18 protein-coding genes, 1 tRNA gene and 2 pseudogenes are annotated in these 16,741 nt (G+C 71.3%); 10 read left to right on the top strand and 11 right to left on the bottom strand.

Annotated features, from left to right (window positions below; genetic code table 11):
* Positions 1-89 precede the first annotated feature (89 nt).
* Positions 90-344 (top strand): annotated as a pseudogene (locus ACZ44S_RS24780) (helicase); the annotation flags it as partial.
* Between the two features lie 65 nt (positions 345-409).
* On the opposite strand, the pseudogene ACZ44S_RS24775 reads toward ACZ44S_RS24780, so the two are convergent.
* The 4 genes and pseudogenes from ACZ44S_RS24775 to ACZ44S_RS24760 form a co-directional block, all read right to left on the bottom strand.
* Positions 410-628, bottom strand: a pseudogene (locus tag ACZ44S_RS24775) (DUF2283 domain-containing protein); the annotation flags it as partial.
* Between the two features lie 149 nt (positions 629-777).
* A complete protein-coding gene (locus ACZ44S_RS24770; RefSeq protein ID WP_466932551.1) occupies positions 778-1,014 on the bottom strand; it encodes a helix-turn-helix domain-containing protein in 237 nt (78 codons plus the stop codon).
* Positions 1,015-1,028: 14 nt separating this feature from the next.
* Entirely contained in the window at positions 1,029-1,367 is a 339-nt protein-coding gene (locus ACZ44S_RS24765; RefSeq protein WP_466932549.1) for a helix-turn-helix domain-containing protein, read from the bottom strand.
* The gene (locus ACZ44S_RS24760; protein ID WP_466932547.1) at positions 1,364-1,747 is read right to left on the bottom strand and encodes a type II toxin-antitoxin system RelE/ParE family toxin; all 384 of its coding nucleotides are present in this window, start codon (positions 1,745-1,747) and stop codon (positions 1,364-1,366) included. Before ACZ44S_RS24760 ends, ACZ44S_RS24765 begins: the two co-directional genes overlap by 4 nt.
* A gap of 509 nt (positions 1,748-2,256) precedes the next feature.
* On the opposite strand from ACZ44S_RS24760, the gene ACZ44S_RS24755 reads away from it, so the two are divergent.
* Positions 2,257-2,505 (top strand): hypothetical protein, encoded by a 249-nt coding sequence (locus ACZ44S_RS24755; protein WP_466932545.1) that lies wholly within the window; start codon positions 2,257-2,259, stop codon positions 2,503-2,505.
* A 103-nt stretch (positions 2,506-2,608) separates the two neighbouring features.
* On the top strand, positions 2,609-3,700 hold the full coding sequence (locus ACZ44S_RS24750) for an LLM class flavin-dependent oxidoreductase (protein ID WP_466932543.1): 1,092 nt from the start codon (positions 2,609-2,611) through the stop codon (positions 3,698-3,700).
* Here ACZ44S_RS24750 and ACZ44S_RS24745 read toward each other — a convergent pair.
* On the bottom strand, positions 3,676-5,532 hold the full coding sequence (locus ACZ44S_RS24745) for a putative bifunctional diguanylate cyclase/phosphodiesterase (protein WP_466932541.1): 1,857 nt from the start codon (positions 5,530-5,532) through the stop codon (positions 3,676-3,678). The genes ACZ44S_RS24750 and ACZ44S_RS24745 overlap by 25 nt on opposite strands.
* A gap of 452 nt (positions 5,533-5,984) precedes the next feature.
* Here ACZ44S_RS24745 and ACZ44S_RS24740 point away from each other — a divergent pair, with 452 nt between their 5' ends.
* Positions 5,985-7,202, top strand: coding sequence for a M6 family metalloprotease domain-containing protein (locus ACZ44S_RS24740; protein WP_466932576.1), 1,218 nt, complete (start codon positions 5,985-5,987; stop codon positions 7,200-7,202).
* 51 nt (positions 7,203-7,253) lie between these two features.
* Here the strand turns inward: ACZ44S_RS24740 and ACZ44S_RS24735 are convergent.
* The 5 genes from ACZ44S_RS24735 to ACZ44S_RS24715 form a co-directional block, all read right to left on the bottom strand.
* Positions 7,254-7,327, bottom strand: a tRNA-Lys gene (locus ACZ44S_RS24735).
* Complete coding sequence (locus ACZ44S_RS24730; RefSeq protein WP_466932539.1) at positions 7,318-7,908, bottom strand: bifunctional DNA primase/polymerase; 591 nt, start codon at positions 7,906-7,908, stop codon at positions 7,318-7,320. The genes ACZ44S_RS24735 and ACZ44S_RS24730 overlap by 10 nt, the downstream gene beginning before the upstream one ends.
* Positions 7,909-8,042: 134 nt before the next feature.
* Complete coding sequence (locus tag ACZ44S_RS24725) at positions 8,043-8,408, bottom strand: hypothetical protein (RefSeq protein WP_190164251.1); 366 nt, start codon at positions 8,406-8,408, stop codon at positions 8,043-8,045.
* A gap of 381 nt (positions 8,409-8,789) precedes the next feature.
* Positions 8,790-9,521, bottom strand: coding sequence for a maleate cis-trans isomerase family protein (locus tag ACZ44S_RS24720; protein ID WP_466932537.1), 732 nt, complete (start codon positions 9,519-9,521; stop codon positions 8,790-8,792).
* Positions 9,518-10,351, bottom strand: a complete 834-nt coding sequence (locus tag ACZ44S_RS24715) for a maleate cis-trans isomerase family protein (protein ID WP_466932574.1) — start codon at positions 10,349-10,351, stop codon at positions 9,518-9,520. Before ACZ44S_RS24715 ends, ACZ44S_RS24720 begins: the two co-directional genes overlap by 4 nt.
* A 160-nt stretch (positions 10,352-10,511) precedes the next feature.
* Between ACZ44S_RS24715 and ACZ44S_RS24710 the strand changes: the two genes are divergently transcribed.
* Both ACZ44S_RS24710 and ACZ44S_RS24705 read left to right on the top strand, forming a co-directional pair.
* Positions 10,512-11,459 carry a D-2-hydroxyacid dehydrogenase gene (locus tag ACZ44S_RS24710; protein WP_466932535.1) on the top strand — a complete coding sequence of 316 codons (948 nt, stop codon included), beginning with the start codon at positions 10,512-10,514 and terminating at the stop codon, positions 11,457-11,459.
* An 18-nt stretch (positions 11,460-11,477) separates the two neighbouring features.
* Entirely contained in the window at positions 11,478-12,842 is a 1,365-nt protein-coding gene (locus tag ACZ44S_RS24705) for an amidase (RefSeq protein WP_466932533.1), read from the top strand.
* 9 nt (positions 12,843-12,851) lie between these two features.
* Here the strand turns inward: ACZ44S_RS24705 and ACZ44S_RS24700 are convergent, their stop codons facing one another.
* Complete coding sequence (locus tag ACZ44S_RS24700) at positions 12,852-13,346, bottom strand: DUF3830 family protein (RefSeq protein WP_190164247.1); 495 nt, start codon at positions 13,344-13,346, stop codon at positions 12,852-12,854.
* Between the two features lie 118 nt (positions 13,347-13,464).
* Between ACZ44S_RS24700 and ehuB the strand changes: the two genes are divergently transcribed.
* Genes ehuB through ehuA form a run of 4 tightly spaced genes read left to right on the top strand, consistent with a single transcriptional unit; the run spans position 13,465 to position 16,502 of the window.
* The gene (gene ehuB, locus ACZ44S_RS24695; protein ID WP_466932530.1) at positions 13,465-14,364 is read left to right on the top strand and encodes an ectoine/hydroxyectoine ABC transporter substrate-binding protein EhuB; all 900 of its coding nucleotides are present in this window, start codon (positions 13,465-13,467) and stop codon (positions 14,362-14,364) included.
* On the top strand, positions 14,361-15,071 hold the full coding sequence (gene ehuC, locus ACZ44S_RS24690) for an ectoine/hydroxyectoine ABC transporter permease subunit EhuC (RefSeq protein ID WP_086702932.1): 711 nt from the start codon (positions 14,361-14,363) through the stop codon (positions 15,069-15,071). Before ehuB ends, ehuC begins: the two co-directional genes overlap by 4 nt.
* Entirely contained in the window at positions 15,068-15,718 is a 651-nt protein-coding gene (ehuD, locus tag ACZ44S_RS24685; protein WP_190164245.1) for an ectoine/hydroxyectoine ABC transporter permease subunit EhuD, read from the top strand. Before ehuC ends, ehuD begins: the two co-directional genes overlap by 4 nt.
* Entirely contained in the window at positions 15,708-16,502 is a 795-nt protein-coding gene (gene ehuA, locus ACZ44S_RS24680) for an ectoine/hydroxyectoine ABC transporter ATP-binding protein EhuA (protein WP_466932528.1), read from the top strand. The genes ehuD and ehuA overlap by 11 nt, the downstream gene beginning before the upstream one ends.
* The last annotated feature ends 239 nt before the right edge of the window (positions 16,503-16,741 follow it).

Below are 16,741 nucleotides of genomic sequence, written 5' to 3'. Positions count from 1 at the left end.
TCAACGTCCTGTGGGCGATGATCCGTGACGGACAGTGCTACCAAGCTTCACCTCCCGTCACGCTCGCGGCTTGACATCACGATTGGGAAGTCCTCCATCCCCTCTCCGGCCGCCCCGACGCCACCGCGTTCCACTTGGAGACCGGCCGCCTGTGCGTCCTGGCCTCCCGCCACCGCCATGCCTGCATCGTCGTCTGCCGCGAGGGCGTGACCGACCTCCTGGACGACTACCCGTCCACCGAACCGGTCCAGCTGGGCACCCTGGTCAAATTCCCGGACGGCTGGGAAGCGAACCAGGCGGTCCTGGCGCACCTGGCGGAACACCGGGTGCGGTGGCATCCCTGACCGCTCTGCGTCCACGAAGGGCGCCTCTCGCAGAGCCAGGAGCTAATCCGCGCGGACCCGGTCCTTCAAGCGCCTTCCACGTCGATCCGCTCCGCTCGGTCGAGCAGGTACTGGGGCACCTTCGAACTGGCCGCCAGGACTTCAATGCCGATGAGGCACCTGTTCTCCTCGAAGTCGAGATTGATCATGCCACCCACCTCGGCCGGATCACAGGGATACATACGCGCCGCCTTGGGACGCGTCCGTGGATCGACGAACGAGGTGTAGGCCGCATTCGCCTCTCGATCGTATGTGACTCCTACGCTGTCAGCGCCCCCCGAAGGCGGTTGATGTGGACGTCGTCAACATCCGTCATCACGGTGTTGATGTTGCCGTCGATGGTCTTGGCGACACACACCTTGGAGTTTGGATCGCAGTAGCCCAACTTCCACTGTCAAGCGGCTTCGTCGTGCGGGGTGAGGCTGATGGTCAGGTCGGCGCCGAGAGCCTGAGCCAGGCGGCGCAGGAGGGGAAGCGTGGGCACGGTCCCGCCGCCTTCGAAGCGGGAGATCTGCGGCTGCTTCATCCCGCACCGCTCGGCCAGCTCAGCCTGGGACAGCCCGAGCTCGATGCGCCGGTCGTGGACGAGTTGCCCGAGCTCACGGGCGAGCGCGGAAGGCCGGTCCTGCATGGTTCCTCCCCGCCTCAGGCCGCTGGGGCAACAATGGTGACGGTGGGCTCGTCTCCGCCGGCGAGGTGCACGTCCACCGTGAGGTCCAGTGCGCGGGCCAGGCGCATGATGACGGCGATGGGCGGCAGCTCGGTGGCCGTCTCGATCCCTTCGATGTCATCGACGCCGACGTGCATGCGATCGGCGAGGTCGGCCTCGCTCAGGCCCAGCTGCTTACGCCGGTCGTAGACGGCCTTGCCCAACGTCATGGCGAGGCCGGCCTCTTCGTAGACCCGGTCGTACTCGGGGTCGGCGTCCAGGTGTTCGCCCAGCAGCCGGTGGTGGCGACGGGTCCTCCATTCGCTGTGGTTCATCGGTTCTCCTTGAGGTTGCGGCTGTAGAGGTCGTGCTCGGCGGCGGCTTCATGCTCTGCCTCGCACAATCGCTGTGCGGCGTGGGCGCGGTCCACTTCGGCCTGCTCGCGCATCTTGGTCTTGCGGAACACGGTGAGCAGCACGACACGTCGGCCGGGTGCCAGCCAGTAGGTGATCCGCTGATGGGTATCGCCCAGGCGGAAGCGCAGCTCGCGGAGCTTGCCGCCCAGATGGCGGGAGTGCGGTTCGTCGAGTGTGGTGGGCTGCTCGGCGAGCAGGTCGGCAACTCGTTCCGCCTGCTTGTAGTGATGGGCGGGAATGTTCTCCAGCCACAGCCGCACCTCCGGCTCGATCTCGATCGAGTACCGCCCGTTGCCCATATCGCCGATGATATATGGCACGAGGTGCGAGAGCGCGACTTCGCAGTTCAGGTCATGTGCCGTCGACCGCAGCCGCTCCAGCGTCGCACACCCCGGGTACGCCCCCTTCGTCCTGTCGCCACGGCGCCGCCCGCGAACCAGCGGCAACCTGCCGAGGCGGCGCAGGTTCGGTTCTTTCGGCAGTATCGGGCCCACCGCCCTCGGTGAGCCCGGCGACGGACGTAAGGGGCAGCCTCCTGACTGGCCCTTTGCCTGCGATCCGGCCGTGGGACGGTCGTAGGCGACAACTTGCTGTGCGACACGCAAGGACTCACGCTCACAATTCGACCCTGGTTGCGCCAGGTTGAGCCCCGCTCACGCCCGGGACCGGCAGCCCGCCGACACTCGGCACGAGCATCGGCTGCTCCGACGGCAGGGCTGGTCGGCGACGGTGGCCAGCCCAGGTGGGCGGGCCCGCCTTGAACCGTGCATCACCGTTACGGACACGCACGAACAAGGGAACGGAGCCGGTGAAAGCGCGCGGGAGCAGAGGCAGGAGCAGGCCCGGCCCTGGTCACGGCCTCGGCGGCAGTGGTGCTCGTACAGCCGTTGGTCGTGAAGAAGGCACCGTTCAGGACGCCGACCAGATCCTGGTCCTGGACGACGGCCGTATCACCGCGAGCGGCACCCACGCCCGGCTGATGGCCGAGGGCGGGCTGTACGCCCATCTGGCCCGTACGCAGCTCCTGCCGGCCGCGGAGGACGACCGGTCCCGCTGATGCGCCGCCCCCTCCCCGCAGCCCCGCGGGGGGAATACGTACAGGCCCTCCCCCGTTGTGCCACCGGAGCTCAGCGTCACACATCAGCAGGAGGCACCTCACCGTGGCCGCAGACGAGATACGGGGCACCGTCCATGGCACCGCCCCGGTTGCCCTGTCCGTACTGGATCTCGTGACCGTCGGTGCGGGCCTGACCGCGAGCGACGCCCTGCGGACCAGCGTCGAGATCGCCCGGCTCGCCGAGTCCCGCGGTTTCCACCGCCACTGGGTCGCCGAGCACCACTCCATGCCGGGCGTGGCCTCCTCCTCGCCCGCGGTGATCCTGGCGTACCTGGCCGCGCACACCGACCGCATCCGGCTCGGTTCCGGCGGGGTGATGCTGCCCAACCACGCCCCGCTGGTCGTCGCGGAGCAGTTCGGGACGCTGGAGGCCATGGCACCGGGGCGGATCGACCTCGGGCTGGGGCGCGCTCCCGGCACCGACGGCGCCACCGCGGCGGCCCTGCGCCGTGCCGAGCGCCTGAACGAAGGCGCCGACGACTTCCCGCAGCAGCTCGCCGAGCTCACCCGTTTCCTGGACGACGACTTCCCCGACGGGCATCCCTACCGCCGGATCCACGCCGTGCCCGGCCCGGTGCAGGCGACCTCGCCCGGTGGGGTGCAGTCGCCGCACCGCCCGCCCGTCTGGCTGCTCGGCTCCTCCGGTTTCAGCGCCCGGCTGGCCGGCATGCTCGGCCTGCCCTTCGCCTTCGCCCACCACTTCTCGGCGCAGAACACGATCCCGGCGCTCGACCTGTACCGCGAGAGCTTCCGTCCCAGCGAGGTCCTCGACGCGCCCTACGCCCTCATCGGCGTCTCGGCGCTCGCCACGGACGACGAGAAGGAGGCCCGTCGGCAGGTGCTCGCCGCGGCGCTGAACATGGTGCGGCTGCGCACCGGCCGCCCTGGGCTGGTGCCCACGCCGGAGGAGGCGGAGGCGTACGACTTCAGTCCGATGGAGCGGGAGTTCGTCGACTCGTGGAACGCCAATGTGATCCACGGCACCGCGGACGAGGTCCGCACCGGGCTGGACGAGCTGCAGAAGCGCACCGGCGCCGACGAGCTGATGCTCACCGCCAACGCGCACAGCGGTGACGTACGCCTGCGTTCGTACGAGCTGATCGCCGACGTCTACGGGTTGCCCACGCCCGCCTGAACGTCCGGGACGCCGGGCGTGGCCAGCAGCTCGGAGATGCGGTCCGGGGGCACCGGGCGCGAGTACAGCCAGCCCTGACCGGTGTCGCAGCCGATCCGGCGCAGCCGCTTGGCCTGCGCCGAGGTCTCCACGCACTCCGCGGTGACCGTCAGGCCGAGCCGGTGGGCGAGCTGCACCATCGCCTCGACGATGACCTCGTCCGCCGGGCTCGCCTTGGCGGTGCGGTCCTCGAGCTGGAAGCCCCGGACGAAGGAGCCGTCGAGCTTCAGCACGGAGACCGGGAGGCGGCTGAGGTAGGCCAGGTTGGAGTAGCCGGTGCCGAAGTCGTCGATGGCGATGCGTACGCCCATGTCGCTGAGCGCCTTCAGGGCCTGGATCGGCCGGCCGGAGGAGCCCATCACGGCCGACTCGGTCAGCTCCAGCTGGAGCAGCTCCGGGGACAGACCGGTCTCCTCGAGGGTGTCGGCGACGTCCGCGACCAGGTCGGAGTCCCACACCTGACGGACCGCCACGTTCACGCTGACGAAGATCGGCGGCCCGTCGGGGTGCTCCACCTGCCATTCGCGCGCCTGGCGGCAGGCGGTGCGCAGCACCCAGCGGCCGAGCGGCACGATCGAGCCGTCCTCCTCCGCCAGTGAGATGAACCGATTCGGCGTCAGGGTGCCGAACCGCGGGTGGTGCCAGCGGATCAGCGCCTCCACGCCGTGCACCCGGTCGTCCTCCATGCCCACCAGCGGCTGGTACTCCAGCGCGAACTCCCCGCGGTCGATGGCCGGGCGGAGCGTCGAGGCGAGGGCCTGGCGGGTGACGCGGTGGGCGTTGCGCTCCGGGTCGAACAGCGTCCAGCGGGACTTGCCGTCGGCCTTCGCCCAGTACAGCGTCGTGTCGGCGGCCTGCATCAGCGCGGTGGGCGTGGTGCCGGCGGCATGCCGCTCGACCACCCCGATCGACGCGGAGACCGAGAGCCTGCGGCCGGAGAGGTCGAAGGGCGCCTGGATCGCGTCGAGCAGCGACTCGGCGAGGTCGGCGAGCTGTTCGGTGCCGGTGGAGTCCTCGACCAGCAGCGCGAACTCGTCCCCGCCGAGCCGGGCGACCAGCGGTGTGCCGGTCCTGGCCGCGTTCTCGGCGCACTGCCGGAGCCGTTCCGCGACGGCGGCCAGCAGCTGGTCGCCGACGCGGTGGCCGAGGGTGTCGTTGACGGCCTTGAAGCCGTCCAGGTCGAGGTAGCACAGACCGATGCGGCCGGTGCCGCTCTCCTCGTACGACTCCGCCTCCAGCGCGGCCGTCAGCCGTTCGAAGAACAGGGTGCGGTTGGGCAGCCGGGTGACCGGGTCGTGCATGCGCAGGTGCCGCAGGCGCTGCTGCAGTTCCCGGTGGTCGCTGATGTCGGCGACGGACAGCAGCACTCCCCCGTCGTCGGCGGGCAGCGGGGCGACGGTGACCCGCACCCACAGCACGTGCCCCTCGGGGTGCTTGAGCCGGCGTGTGCAGCGCAGCCGGGCGCGCCGTCCGCGCAGCATCTCCCGGTAGGCGTGCCAGGTGCGGGCGTCGGAGGCCAGGTCCACGAGGTCGGCGGCGACGGCGCCGGTCAGGGTGTCCTGGTCGCGGCCCAGCAGTCCGGCGAGGGCGGCGTTGGCTCCGGTCACCGTGCCCTCGCGGTCGACCACCGCCATGGCGAGCGGCGCGGCCGTGAAGACGGAGCGGTAGGAGGGGGGCGACGGGGAGCACAGCACCGGGGGTTCGGTACCGGCAGACGTGATGATCTCACCTTCTGTGACGGCCGGCCGGTCGAGTTCCGTCGCGGGCGCCGGCCCTTCGGACGTTCCGCTCACCACTCGCTCCCGCAGTGCACTCGATCGCTGTCCGCCGCTGTCCGTGCGAGAAAGTCTCTCAGTACCAGGAAAGTGTGCCGATCATAGAGGCCCGCGCCGGGGCCTTCCAGCCACTGTCCGGTCTCCTGGACGGTCGCGCATCTCTGCTCGATCGTTTCTGCCCGCGCGTGGACGGCTTATGCGGGCCCCCGACCAGTTGTGACGTTCCGTGAGTGCGCGGGGTGTCGACTTCGTCCTGCCCCGCCCGGATTCTCTCTGTTCTCACCCGTCCGGTGCAGTTGAACAGGGCGTAGTACGACAAATCACCAGAGTCTGGGGTGCGGTGTTCCGCGAACCGTCTCCAGGAGGTCCTCGTGCCGCGTCAGCTCACCCCGAGGGAACTCGGCCGTGAGGCACTGCGGGACCGGTTGAGCCGTTCGGGTGTACGGCCCCGGATGCGCAGCACGGCGGCGATGTGCGCCACCATGTCGGCGCTCGCCGCGACCTCGATGGTGAGCGTCCCCTCCGTGGCCGAGCCCTTCTCCGCGGCCCCGTGCGCCCTCACCCGCACCGACACCCACCACTCCGAGGGCCTGGACACCTGGAACGCCGCCTACCCGCGCCCCGCCCGCCGGCTGGACGCGGTGATGGTGTTCCTGTCCTTCCCCGACTCCCGTCCTCTGGTCACGCCCGCCGAACTCGCCGCCGACCACTTCCCGGCGACCAGCCGCTTCTTCCAGCGGGCCTCCTACGGCAGGTTCAGCCTGCGCCCGCACCCCCTGCGGCGGTGGATCCGCATGCCGCGCCCCTCCACGGCGTACGCCATACAGCGCGACTGGACCGTCGCCCATCGCGCGGCCTATCTGCGCGACGCGCTCGCCGTGACCGACCGGCACGTCGACTACTCGCGCTACGACGTCGTGTACTTCGTCGCCGACCCGTACGCGCCGGGCGTGGACTCCGACGCCACCAAGGTCGTCAATCTGGACCGGCCCCTGCGCGCCGACGGCACCGACATCCGCCGGGTCGTCACCGTGTTCGAGAACCATCCCCCGGACCGGCTCGTCCTCGCCCACGAGACCGGGCACGTCTTCGACCTGCCCGACCTCTACCACCGGCCCGTGGACGGCAAGGGCGACTGGGACACACACGTCGGTGACTGGGACCTGATGGGCAGCCAGTTCGCGCTCGCGCCGGACCTCTTCGGCTGGCACAAGTGGAAGCTGGGCTGGCTGGAGCCCCGGCAGGTGCGGTGCGTGCGGGAGGCGGGGCAGGTGCGGCTGACGCTGGAGCCGCTGGGGGCGGGCCCGGGGACGCCGGTGACCGGTGCCGCGGGGGCGCCGTCCTTCGGCCTGGGGCGGGGCACCAAGCTCGCGGTCGTGCGCACCGGTCCCGACAGCGCGCTCGCCTTCGAGGCGCGCGGGCCGGTCGGCAACGACGCGACGGCCTGCCGGCAGGGCGTGCTGGTCTACCGGGTGAGCAGTGACACGCGCTCCGGGCGCGGGCCCATCGAGGTCGTCGACGCCCATCCGCGCACCGGCGCCTGCTGGGAGGACTCCGTCTACCCGCCGCTCGCCGACGCGCCGGTCGCCCTGGGCGAGAGTTTCACGGTGCCCGGGGAGGCCGTACGGGTGGAGGTGGAGGGGCGTACGGCGTCGGGGGCCTGGACGGTGAAGATCACCACGGGGTGACCGGACGCGAAGAAGGCCCCTCGCTCGAGGCGAGGGGCCTTCTTCGTGTCGTGCGCCGCCAGGGACTCGAACCCCGGACCCGCTGATTAAGAGTCAGCTGCTCTAACCAACTGAGCTAGCGGCGCCTGCTGACGTCGTAGACATTAGCATCACGATCCGCGGGAGGAAAAATCGATATCCGCACGGCCGCGCGGGCCGCCCGGACCGCCGCCCAGAGCAGTACCTCCGGCCCCGGCAACCAGGGGCGACGGGTGTCCGGGGCGACCAGCCAGCGGGCGGCGGGCAGAGGGACCGCGCAGCCGGGAGCGGGGGCGGGGACGGTCACCGCGTCGCCGGTGCCGTGGCACAGCAGCGGCGGGACACCGTCCGTCCGCGCGCCGCGCGCGCCCCACTCCTCCCACTCCATGAGCACCGGGAGGCGCTGTGCCGTGCCCGGTGCGGCGAAGAGCAGCATCCGGCCGCGGAACTCCGCCACCGGGCCCGAGCCGGGGCCCTCCTCCCACATCCGGTCCAGCATCCGCCGCCCGAAGACCGCGGGCGCGCTCACCACGTCGAAGACCACACCGCAGGGCAGCACCGCCGGGGCGGCCGGCCGCTCCTGCCAGTGCGAGAGCGTGCTGCGCGGATACGTTCCGGCCGAGGCGAGCCAGGCGGCGCCGTCCGGGGTGACACCGCTGACGTCGGAGGCATTCCGTGTGCTGCTCATGACGGATACGTCTACCCGTCGTGAGGGAACGGTTCCGCAGAGTTGCCCGAATCGGTGACGGCGAGGCGGCCGAGCGAGTATCTTGCCCACCCGGCATATGCCACGCCCGTTCGAGGAGGCTCGGGGCGCGGGACTCACACGGGGTCGACGTGCCCCGGACCTTCCCCGCCCCGCATCAGGCCCCGGCCGAACTCGACCATCTTCTTCGCGTAGTCCTCGGTCCACTCGGCGCGCTCCGCGATGTCCGCCGGCGTCAGCCGGTCGAAGCGCCGGGGGTCGGCGAGCTGCGCCGCCGCCATCGCCTGGAACTCGGTCGCCCGGTCCGCTGCGGCGCGGAACGCGAGCGTCAGCTCGGTCGCCCGCTCCAGCAGCGCGCGCGGATCCTCGATCGACTCCAGGTCGAAGAAGTGCTCGGGATCCGAGGCCGCCTCCGCGGGCTCGAACAGCAGGGGCGCGGGGCGTAGCCGCGGCTGGTCCCGACGCGGCGTGTGCTCCGCCATGACGTCTCCTTCACGTACGTCGCGATGCGGCCCCCGGGAAAGCGGGCCACCGTCCATTGTCCCGCGCCCCCGCAAGAGGGCCTCCGGCCGACTCCGGCCGGAGGCCGTTCCGGCGCGGGGACGGCAGGTCCGCCCGCACCTGCCGGCCGACAGGGCGGAGCCCGGACCCCACCCCGTCCGCCGCGGACTCGTCCGCGCCGCCGCGCGTCGGCCTGGGAGCCGACGCCCATGGTGCCGTGCCGGTCGATCGGTACGCCGCCGGAGTCGCCCCGCGGGTCGGCGTGCCGACCGGTCACTACCCGGGCCGCGGGGCGCGCAAGGGCGGCGACGGAGGCACGGCGCGGGCGCGCGACGGAACCGTACGCCCGGATGCGAGATCCCTCACACCTGCACGATCGGCTCCCGGGTGAACAGCGCGCCCAGCTCGGGGGCGTTCACCCGGCGGTCGGCCAGGCGCAGGCACTCCCAGGCGGTGACCTGGTTGGCGGTGAGGACGGGCTTGCCCAGCTCCTTCTCCAGGGCGGGGATGTGGGCGACGGTGTGCAGGGCCGTGTCCGGCAGGAGCAGGGCGTCCGCGTCGGGGGTGTCGGCCGCGCGGGCCAGGGCGAACAGTTCCTCCTCGCCCCAGGTGCCGACCTCCGCGGCCGTGATGATCCCGGAGCTGCGCACGCCGGTGACCTCGGCCCCGCCGGCCCGCAGGAACGCGGCGAAGAGGGCGGCGACGTCGTCCGGGTAGGTGGCGCCGACCGCGACCCGGCGTGCCTCGATCTCCCGCAGGGCGTGCACGAAGGCGAAGGACGTGGACGAGGCGGGCATCCCCGCCGCGAGGGCGAGGCTGCGCACCTGCTCATGGGCGCCGTCCCAGCCGTGCACGAAGCTGCCGCTGGTGCAGGCCCACACCACCGCCTCCGCGCCCGACAGGCGCAGCTGCTGAAGACCGGCCGCGAGCCGTTCGGGCGCGCCCATCTGCAGCAGCGCGTCCACCCGGTGGGCGTCCTCACCGATGTCGGTGTGCACCAGGTCCACCCGGACGTCGCTGCCCAGCAACTGCTCGATACGCGGATAGTCGTCCTCTGCGGAGTGGCCCGGGTAGAGGAATCCCAGTGCGGTCATGTCCAGCCTTCCTGCTGCTTCTCTTCCGGCACGTCGGGCAGTACGGAGCCGGACGCCTGGCCCGGCAGAACGGTTCCGGAGCGCGCCGACGCGTCGATCAGCGCCTGATACGGTCCCACCGCTCGGGTACCCAGTCGGCGCAGCGCCGCCCACATGGTCACCTGGTTGGCCGAGATGACCGGTATGCGCAGTTCTGCCTCCAGTTGGGGGATGACGTCGTAGGTCGGGAGGTTGGTGCAGGACAGGAACAGCGCGTCCGCCGCGCCGAGCCGCCCGCGGACCGCCGCCCGCCTGGCCATGTCCACCACCTCGCGGTAGGTGACCTTCCAGATGTGCCGGGTCAGGCCCATGTACGCGCAGCCGGTGACCGTGACACCGGCCCGGGCGACGTAGCTCTCCAGCGCCCGGGTGACCGACACGGTGTACGGGGTGACCAGCGCGACCCGGCGGACGTCCAGTTCCACCAGCGCCTCGAGGAGTGCGCCGGAGGTGGTGATCGCCGGGACCGCGCCGGCCCGGCTCATCGCCTCGCACATCGCGCGCTCGCCGACGATCCCGCCGACGAAGCTGCCCGAGGTGCAGGCGTACGCCACGACCTCGGGCGTGACCGCGGTGAGGGTGCGCACCGCGTCGCCCAGCGTCTCGTGCTCGCTGACCAGCCGGGCGAGGTCGAGGCTCACCTCGACCGGCACGTACGGGGTGCGCGTGAGGTGCAGCGACACGTCGTCCGGTATCCAGCGCCACAGCTCGCGGTCCAGCGCGAAGTCGAAGGGGGCGACCACACCGACACCGCGCTGCGGGCCCGGACCGCCGAGAAAGGAGACGTCCATGTCAGCACCGGCCTCACGCTGGGAGACGAGCACGCAACGGATCGTGGGAACGCCCGTGTTGACGACGGTAGGTTGGGGTGCGAGCGTGGTCAATCCGCGCATCTCAGACTCTTGCCATCCCGTCCCGAAAACCCCGGCCGGACCGGAGAAACGGCGGCTCATGACCACCCCCACGCTGCTCGTGCTGGACGCCGATCCGCTCCCCCGTCTCGGCAGGCTCACCGGCCGGGTCAGGGTCGAGCACGCGGACGAGTCGACGCTCGCCGAGCGACTGCCGTCCGCGGACGTGCTGCTGGTGTGGGACTTCACCTCGCACGCGGTGCGCCGGGCGTGGCCCGGTGAGGGGCCCCGGCCGCGCTGGGTGCACACGGCGAGCGCGGGTGTGGACCATCTGCTCTGTCCGGAACTGGCCGCCTCGGACACCGTGGTCACCAACGCGCGCGGGGTCTTCGACCGGCCGATCGCCGAATATGTCGCGGCCCTCGTCCTGGCCTTCGCCAAGGACCTGCCGCGGACGCTGCGACTGCAGCGGGAGCGGACCTGGCGGCACCGGGAGACACGCGGGCTCGCCGGGACCCGGGCCTGTGTGGTGGGCTCCGGGCCGATCGGCCGGGCGATCGCCGGCACCCTGGAGGCGCTCGGGGTGACGACGGCGCTGGTCGGGCGCGCGGCGCGGGACGGCGTCCACGGGCCGGAGGACCTGGACCGGCTGCTGGCTCGCGCGGACTGGGTGATCGCCGCCGCGCCGCTGACCGAGGGGACGCGGGGCATGTTCGACGCCCGCCGGTTCGGTGTGATGCAGCCGTCCGCGCACTTCGTCAACATCGGCCGGGGGCAGCTGGTCGTGGAGGAGGCGCTGGCCGAGGCGCTGCGCGGCCGGTGGATCGCCGGCGCCGCGCTGGACGTCTTCGAGACCGAGCCGCTCACCCCGGACAGCCCGCTCTGGGAGCTGCCGGGGCTGATCGTGTCGCCGCACATGAGCGGGGACACGGTCGGCTGGCGGGACGAACTGGGCGAGCAGTTCGTGGAGTTGTTCGAGCGGTGGGCCGCGGGTGAGCCGCTGGTGAACGTGGTCGACAAGCAGCGCGGGTATGTACCCGGTCACTGACGTCTCCGAGGAGGCCGGATGTCCGAGCTCACCGAACTGACCGCCGTACGGCTCGTCGAGGGGTACCGCAGCGGGGAGATCGGCCCCGTGGAGGTGACCCGCGCCGCACTTCAGCGGGCGGAGGAGATCCAGCCGGAGGTGAACGCGTTCGTCCGGCTGCTCGCCGAGGACGCGCTGGAGCGGGCCGCCGCCTCACAGGAGCGGTGGCGGCGCGGTGAGCCGTGCGGGCTGCTCGACGGGGTGCCGGTCACGGTGAAGGACATCCTGCTGCTGCGCGGCGCGCCGACGTTGAAGGGCTCACGGACGGTCGACCCGGGCGGCCGCTGGGACGAGGACGCGCCCTCGGTGGCCCGGCTGCGGGAGCACGGCGCGGTGTTCCTGGGCAAGACGACGACCCCCGAGTTCGGCTGGAAGGGCGTGACGGACTCCCCGCTGCACGGCGTCACGCGCAACCCGCACGACCCGTCCCGGACGGCGGGCGGATCCAGCGGGGGCGCGGCGGCGGCCGTGGCGCTGGGGGCGGGACCGCTCGCCCTGGGGACGGACGGCGGGGGGAGCGTGCGGATCCCGGCGGCATTCTGCGGGATCTTCGCGCTGAAGCCGACCTACGGGAGGGTGCCGCTGTATCCGGCGAGCGCGTTCGGCACGCTGGCGCACGTCGGTCCGATGACCCGGGACGCGGCGGACGCGGCCCTGCTGCTGGATGTGATCGGAGGGCCGGACTCGCGGGACTGGTCGGCGCTCGGGCCCGCGTCCGGGACCTTCGCGGAGGGCCTGGCGGGCGGGGTGCGCGGACTGCGGGTGGCCTACTCGCCGTCGCTGGGCGGGCAGGTACGGGTGGATCCGGCGGTCGCGGCGGCGGTGCGGCGGGCGGTGGAGCGGCTGGCCGGGCTCGGCGCCCACGTCGAGGAGACCGACCCGGATCTCACCGACCCGGTGGAGGCCTTCCACACCCTGTGGTTCGCCGGTGCCGCGCGGGTGGTCCAGCACCTGCCCCGGGAGCGGCGGGCGCTGCTCGACCCGGGGCTGCGGGAGATCTGCGGGGCCGGCGCCCGCTTCTCGGCGCTGGACTATCTGGCCGCGGTGGACGTGCGGATGGACCTGGGCCGCCGGATGGGCCGCTTCCACGACACCTACGACCTGCTGGTCACCCCGACCCTGCCGGTCACGGCGTTCGAGGCGGGGGCGGAGGTGCCGAAGGGTTCCGGTCACCGCCGCTGGACGGGCTGGACCCCGTTCACGTACCCCTTCAACATGACCCAGCAGCCCGCCGCGTCCGTACCCGTCGGCACCGACGCCGACGGACTGCCCGTCGGACTCCAGATCGTGGCCGCCCGGCACCGGGACGACCTGGTCCTGCGGGCGGCGCACGCGCTGTACTAGGGTCCGGCCTCACGCCCGCCGGAAGCTGAGCGTCTCCCCGGCCGCGCCCGTGCGCCACAGGTCGTTGCACGCGTCGGCCAGGGCGTCGAGCCCCTCCACCACCTGGCCCCAGACGATGCCCGGGACCCAGCCGACGTCCCCGTTCAGCAGCAGGTTGTTGCGCTCGTAGAACAGGGCCAGGTCCACGACGGTGGTGCCGGGGCGGACCTCGCGGTCGTAGCCGTAGGCCTTGGTGCCCAACTCGGCACCGGCGAAGGAGAAATAGCACAGATCACCCGGAATGGGGGTGACTGTCGGGTTTTCCAGGGGCGGTTCGGTGTCCGCGAACGGCGGGAACAGGGCGTAGATCTCGTTGCGCGCGTACTTGGCGTGGTAGACGTCGCCGGAGAGCGGGAGGGATTTCCAGACGGCTTCGCAGGTGATCGGCGCCCGGTCGTCGAGCAGCCGGGCCGTGCCGGTGACTCCTCGCTTGACCAGGGAGATCTCGAGATATCGGTCTGCCATGTCCCCCATGGTCCCGCGCGGGTCAAGACCGCCCGACCGCCGAACGGGGCCGAAACTGGCCGGAATAACTCGCATCGCTTCGGGTAGCCGCGCCGCCATGGCTTCACCACCAGACAGAATGCCGCCCGCGGTCGGGCGTGATCGCATATCCGGGCCCTCCCGCCGGTCGCTGCTCGCGGGGGTCGCGGCGCTCGGCGCGCTCGCGGCGACCGGATGCTCACGCGTGGCCACCGCCTCGGACACCGAAGGGGGTGAGCTGCTGGACCGTCTGCGCGCGCAGGGCGTCGCCCGGCTCGGCATCGCCGGGGAGATCCCCTTCGGCTACATCGACAAGAACGGCGAGCTGACCGGCGAGGCGCCGGAGTTGGCGAGGGTCATCTTCAAGCGGCTGGGAGTGGACCGGGTCCAGCCGGTGCCCACCGAGTTCGGCTCCCTCATTCCGGGCCTGAACTCCCAGCAGTTCGACATCGTGGCCGCCGGGATGTACATCAACCCCGAGCGGTGCGAGCAGGTCATCTTCTCGGACCCCGATTACCAGATGCTCGACTCGTTCATCGTGCGCAAGGGCAACCCGCTGGGTCTGCGGGACTACAAGGACGTCGTCGAGAAGAAGGCCAAGTTCGCGACCGGAACCGGCTACGCGGAGATCGCGTACGCCGTGGAGGCCGGTTATGACCGGGGCGACATCCTGATCGTGCCGGACCAGGTGGCCGGGCTGAACGCGGTCGAGACCGGGCGCGCCGACGTCTTCGCCGGTACGGCGCTGACCACCCGGGAAGTGGTGAAGAAGTCCACCAAGGCCGAGGTCACCGAGCCGTTCAAGCCGATCGTCGGCGGCAAGCCGCACGTCGACGGCGGCGCCTTCGCCTTCCGGCCGAGCGAGAGCAACCTGCGTGACGCCTTCAACCGGGAGCTGCACAAGCTCAAGGACAGCGGCGAGCTGCTCCGGATTCTCAAGCCCTTCGGGTTCACCGAGAACGAGATGACGGACATGACCGCGAAGGAGCTCTGCGGATGACATCCGGACTCTGGGAACTGGTCCTCAGAGGCATCTGGACGACCGTCCAGCTGCTCGTCTTCAGCGCCCTGCTGGGCGCGGCGGTGGCGTTCGTCGTCGGCGTGGCCCGCACGCATCAGTCGCGGGCGGTCCGCTTCCTCGCGGCCCTGTACACGACGGTGTTCCGCGGGACCTCCGCCCTGATCATGATCTTCTGGATCTACTTCGTGCTGCCGCTGAGCTTCGGCTGGCAGCTGGTGCCGATGTGGGCGGGGACGCTCGCGCTGGGCCTCACCTACGGGGCGTACGGCGCGGAGATCGTGCGCGGCGCGATCGCGGCCGTGGACCCGGCGCAGCGTGAGGGCGGCATCGCCCTCAGCTTCACCCCGTGGCAGCGGATGCGGCTGATCCTGCTGCCGCAGGCGGTGCCGGAGATGATCCCGCCGTTCTCCAACCTCCTGATCGAGCTGCTGAAGGGCACCGCGCTGGTGTCCCTCATGGGCATGGGCGACCTGGCGTTCAGCGGGAACCTGGTGCGCCTGGCTCTGCAGGAGAGCGCGGAGATCTACACGTACATCCTGCTCATCTACTTCGTCATCGCCTTCCTCCTCACCCGGGGCATGCGAGGTCTGGAGAAGAAGCTGAAGGCAGGGGTGGGCAAGGAACCCCGGGCCGGCGCCGGAGCCGCGCGGCAGCCCGAGGTCACGGGTGTGGGAGGTGTCTCGTGAACTGGGACTGGGGCGCGGTCGCCGACTTCATGCCGCACTTCTGGGACGGACTGCTGGTCACCCTGCAGGTCCTGGCCATCGGCTCGGTGATCTCCTTCGTGCTGGGCCTGGTGTGGGCGCTCCTGATGCGGGTGCCCTCGCGCTGGGTCACCTGGCCCGTCGGCACGGTCACCGAGTTCATCCGGAACACGCCGCTGCTGGTGCAGCTGTTCTTCCTCTTCTACGTGATGCCCGAGTGGGGGCTGACCTTCTCCGCCCTGACCACCGGTGTGGTCGGCATCGGCCTGCACTACTCGACGTACACGATGCAGGTGTACCGGGCCGGCATCGAGGCCGTTCCGGTGGGGCAGTGGGAGGCCGCCACGGCCCTCAACCTGCCGCTGCGCCGGACCTGGACGGCGGTGATCCTGCCGCAGGCGATCCGCCGTGTCGTCCCGGCCCTCGGCAACTACGTCATCGCCATGCTGAAGGACACCCCGATCCTGATGGCGATCACCGTGCTGGAGATGCTCGGCGAGGCACAGCTCTTCGCCCGTGAGACCTTCCAGTTCACCGAGCCCCTGACGGTGATCGGCGTGGCCTTCATCGTCATTTCCTACCTGGCCTCCCTTGCCTTGCGAGCCCTGGAGCGACGCCTTGTCCACTGACACCCCCGAGACCCTGCCCAATCCCGAGAAGAAGGCCGCGGCCGGCGGCGGGGAGCTGATCCGGCTGGAACAGGTCACCAAGCGGTTCGGCAGCAACACCGTCCTCGACCACCTGGACTTCTCGGTGGACGCCGGGAAGCACGTCACCCTGATCGGGCCGTCCGGATCGGGCAAGACCACGATCCTGCGGCTGCTGATGACCCTGCTCAAGCCCGACGAGGGCACGATCACGGTCGACGGGCAGAAGCTGTTCCCGGCCTCCGACAAGGAGGTCAGGGAGGTCCGCAAGAAGATCGGCATGGTCTTCCAGCAGTTCAACCTCTTCCCGAACATGACCGTGCTGCGGAACATCACCGAGGCGCCGGTCACCGTCCTCGGCATGTCCAAGGACGAGGCGGTGGAGCGGGCCAAGGGCCTGCTCGACATGGTGGGCCTGGCCGACAAGTGCGACGCGCACCCGGCCCAGCTCTCCGGCGGCCAGCAACAGCGGGTGGCGATCGCCCGCGCGCTGGCGATGCAGCCCAAGGTGCTGCTGCTGGACGAGGTGACCTCCGCCCTCGACCCGGAGCTGGTCGCGGGCGTCCTGGACCTGCTGCGGGACATCGCCCGCAGCACGGACATCACCATGCTCTGCGTGACCCACGAGATGAGCTTCGCCCGGGACATCTCCGACACGGTTCTGATGTTCGACTCCGGCCGGGTCATCGAGAGCGGCACCCCGGAGAAGATCTTCAGCGAGCCCGAGCACGACCGCACCAGGGAATTCCTGAGCGCCGTGCTCTGAACGTGGTGCCGCGGACCGCAGGCCCACCACCCCCGCAGACCACCGCCCCGTGCGACCTCGAGTCGGACGGGGCGGTGGCATGACGCGCGGTGCGTGCGCTCTGTACCGGGGACGGGGCCGGTTCCCGACGACGCGTGTCCGAGAACCGCCTTACAGTGACGCGAATCCGCCCATACTGTAATGAACACGTCATATCGCGCCCGCCACTCCAAGGGCCGACGCGGAAGTCCGCCCACAGC

The organism is Streptomyces malachitofuscus (assembly GCF_055571035.1).
This window is presented reverse-complemented; position numbering and strand designations above follow the sequence as displayed.

What these genes read in the sequence shown, in the direction of transcription:
- ACZ44S_RS24765 (WP_466932549.1), bottom strand. Translation starts at nt 1,367, where the DNA reads ATGAACCACAGCGAATGGAGGACCCGTCGCCACCACCGGCTGCTGGGC.
- ACZ44S_RS24705 (WP_466932533.1), top strand. Translation starts at nt 11,478, where the DNA reads ATGTCCGAGCTCACCGAACTGACCGCCGTACGGCTCGTCGAGGGGTAC.
- ehuC (WP_086702932.1), top strand. Translation starts at nt 14,361, where the DNA reads ATGACATCCGGACTCTGGGAACTGGTCCTCAGAGGCATCTGGACGACC.
- ACZ44S_RS24720 (WP_466932537.1), bottom strand. Translation starts at nt 9,521, where the DNA reads ATGACCGCACTGGGATTCCTCTACCCGGGCCACTCCGCAGAGGACGAC.
- ACZ44S_RS24730 (WP_466932539.1), bottom strand. Translation starts at nt 7,908, where the DNA reads ATGAGCAGCACACGGAATGCCTCCGACGTCAGCGGTGTCACCCCGGAC.
- ACZ44S_RS24725 (WP_190164251.1), bottom strand. Translation starts at nt 8,408, where the DNA reads ATGGCGGAGCACACGCCGCGTCGGGACCAGCCGCGGCTACGCCCCGCG.
- ehuB (WP_466932530.1), top strand. Translation starts at nt 13,465, where the DNA reads ATGCCGCCCGCGGTCGGGCGTGATCGCATATCCGGGCCCTCCCGCCGG.
- ACZ44S_RS24760 (WP_466932547.1), bottom strand. Translation starts at nt 1,747, where the DNA reads ATGGGCAACGGGCGGTACTCGATCGAGATCGAGCCGGAGGTGCGGCTG.
- ACZ44S_RS24715 (WP_466932574.1), bottom strand. Translation starts at nt 10,351, where the DNA reads ATGGACGTCTCCTTTCTCGGCGGTCCGGGCCCGCAGCGCGGTGTCGGT.
- ACZ44S_RS24770 (WP_466932551.1), bottom strand. Translation starts at nt 1,014, where the DNA reads ATGCAGGACCGGCCTTCCGCGCTCGCCCGTGAGCTCGGGCAACTCGTC.
- ACZ44S_RS24740 (WP_466932576.1), top strand. Translation starts at nt 5,985, where the DNA reads ATGTGCGCCACCATGTCGGCGCTCGCCGCGACCTCGATGGTGAGCGTC.
- ACZ44S_RS24700 (WP_190164247.1), bottom strand. Translation starts at nt 13,346, where the DNA reads ATGGCAGACCGATATCTCGAGATCTCCCTGGTCAAGCGAGGAGTCACC.
- ACZ44S_RS24710 (WP_466932535.1), top strand. Translation starts at nt 10,512, where the DNA reads ATGACCACCCCCACGCTGCTCGTGCTGGACGCCGATCCGCTCCCCCGT.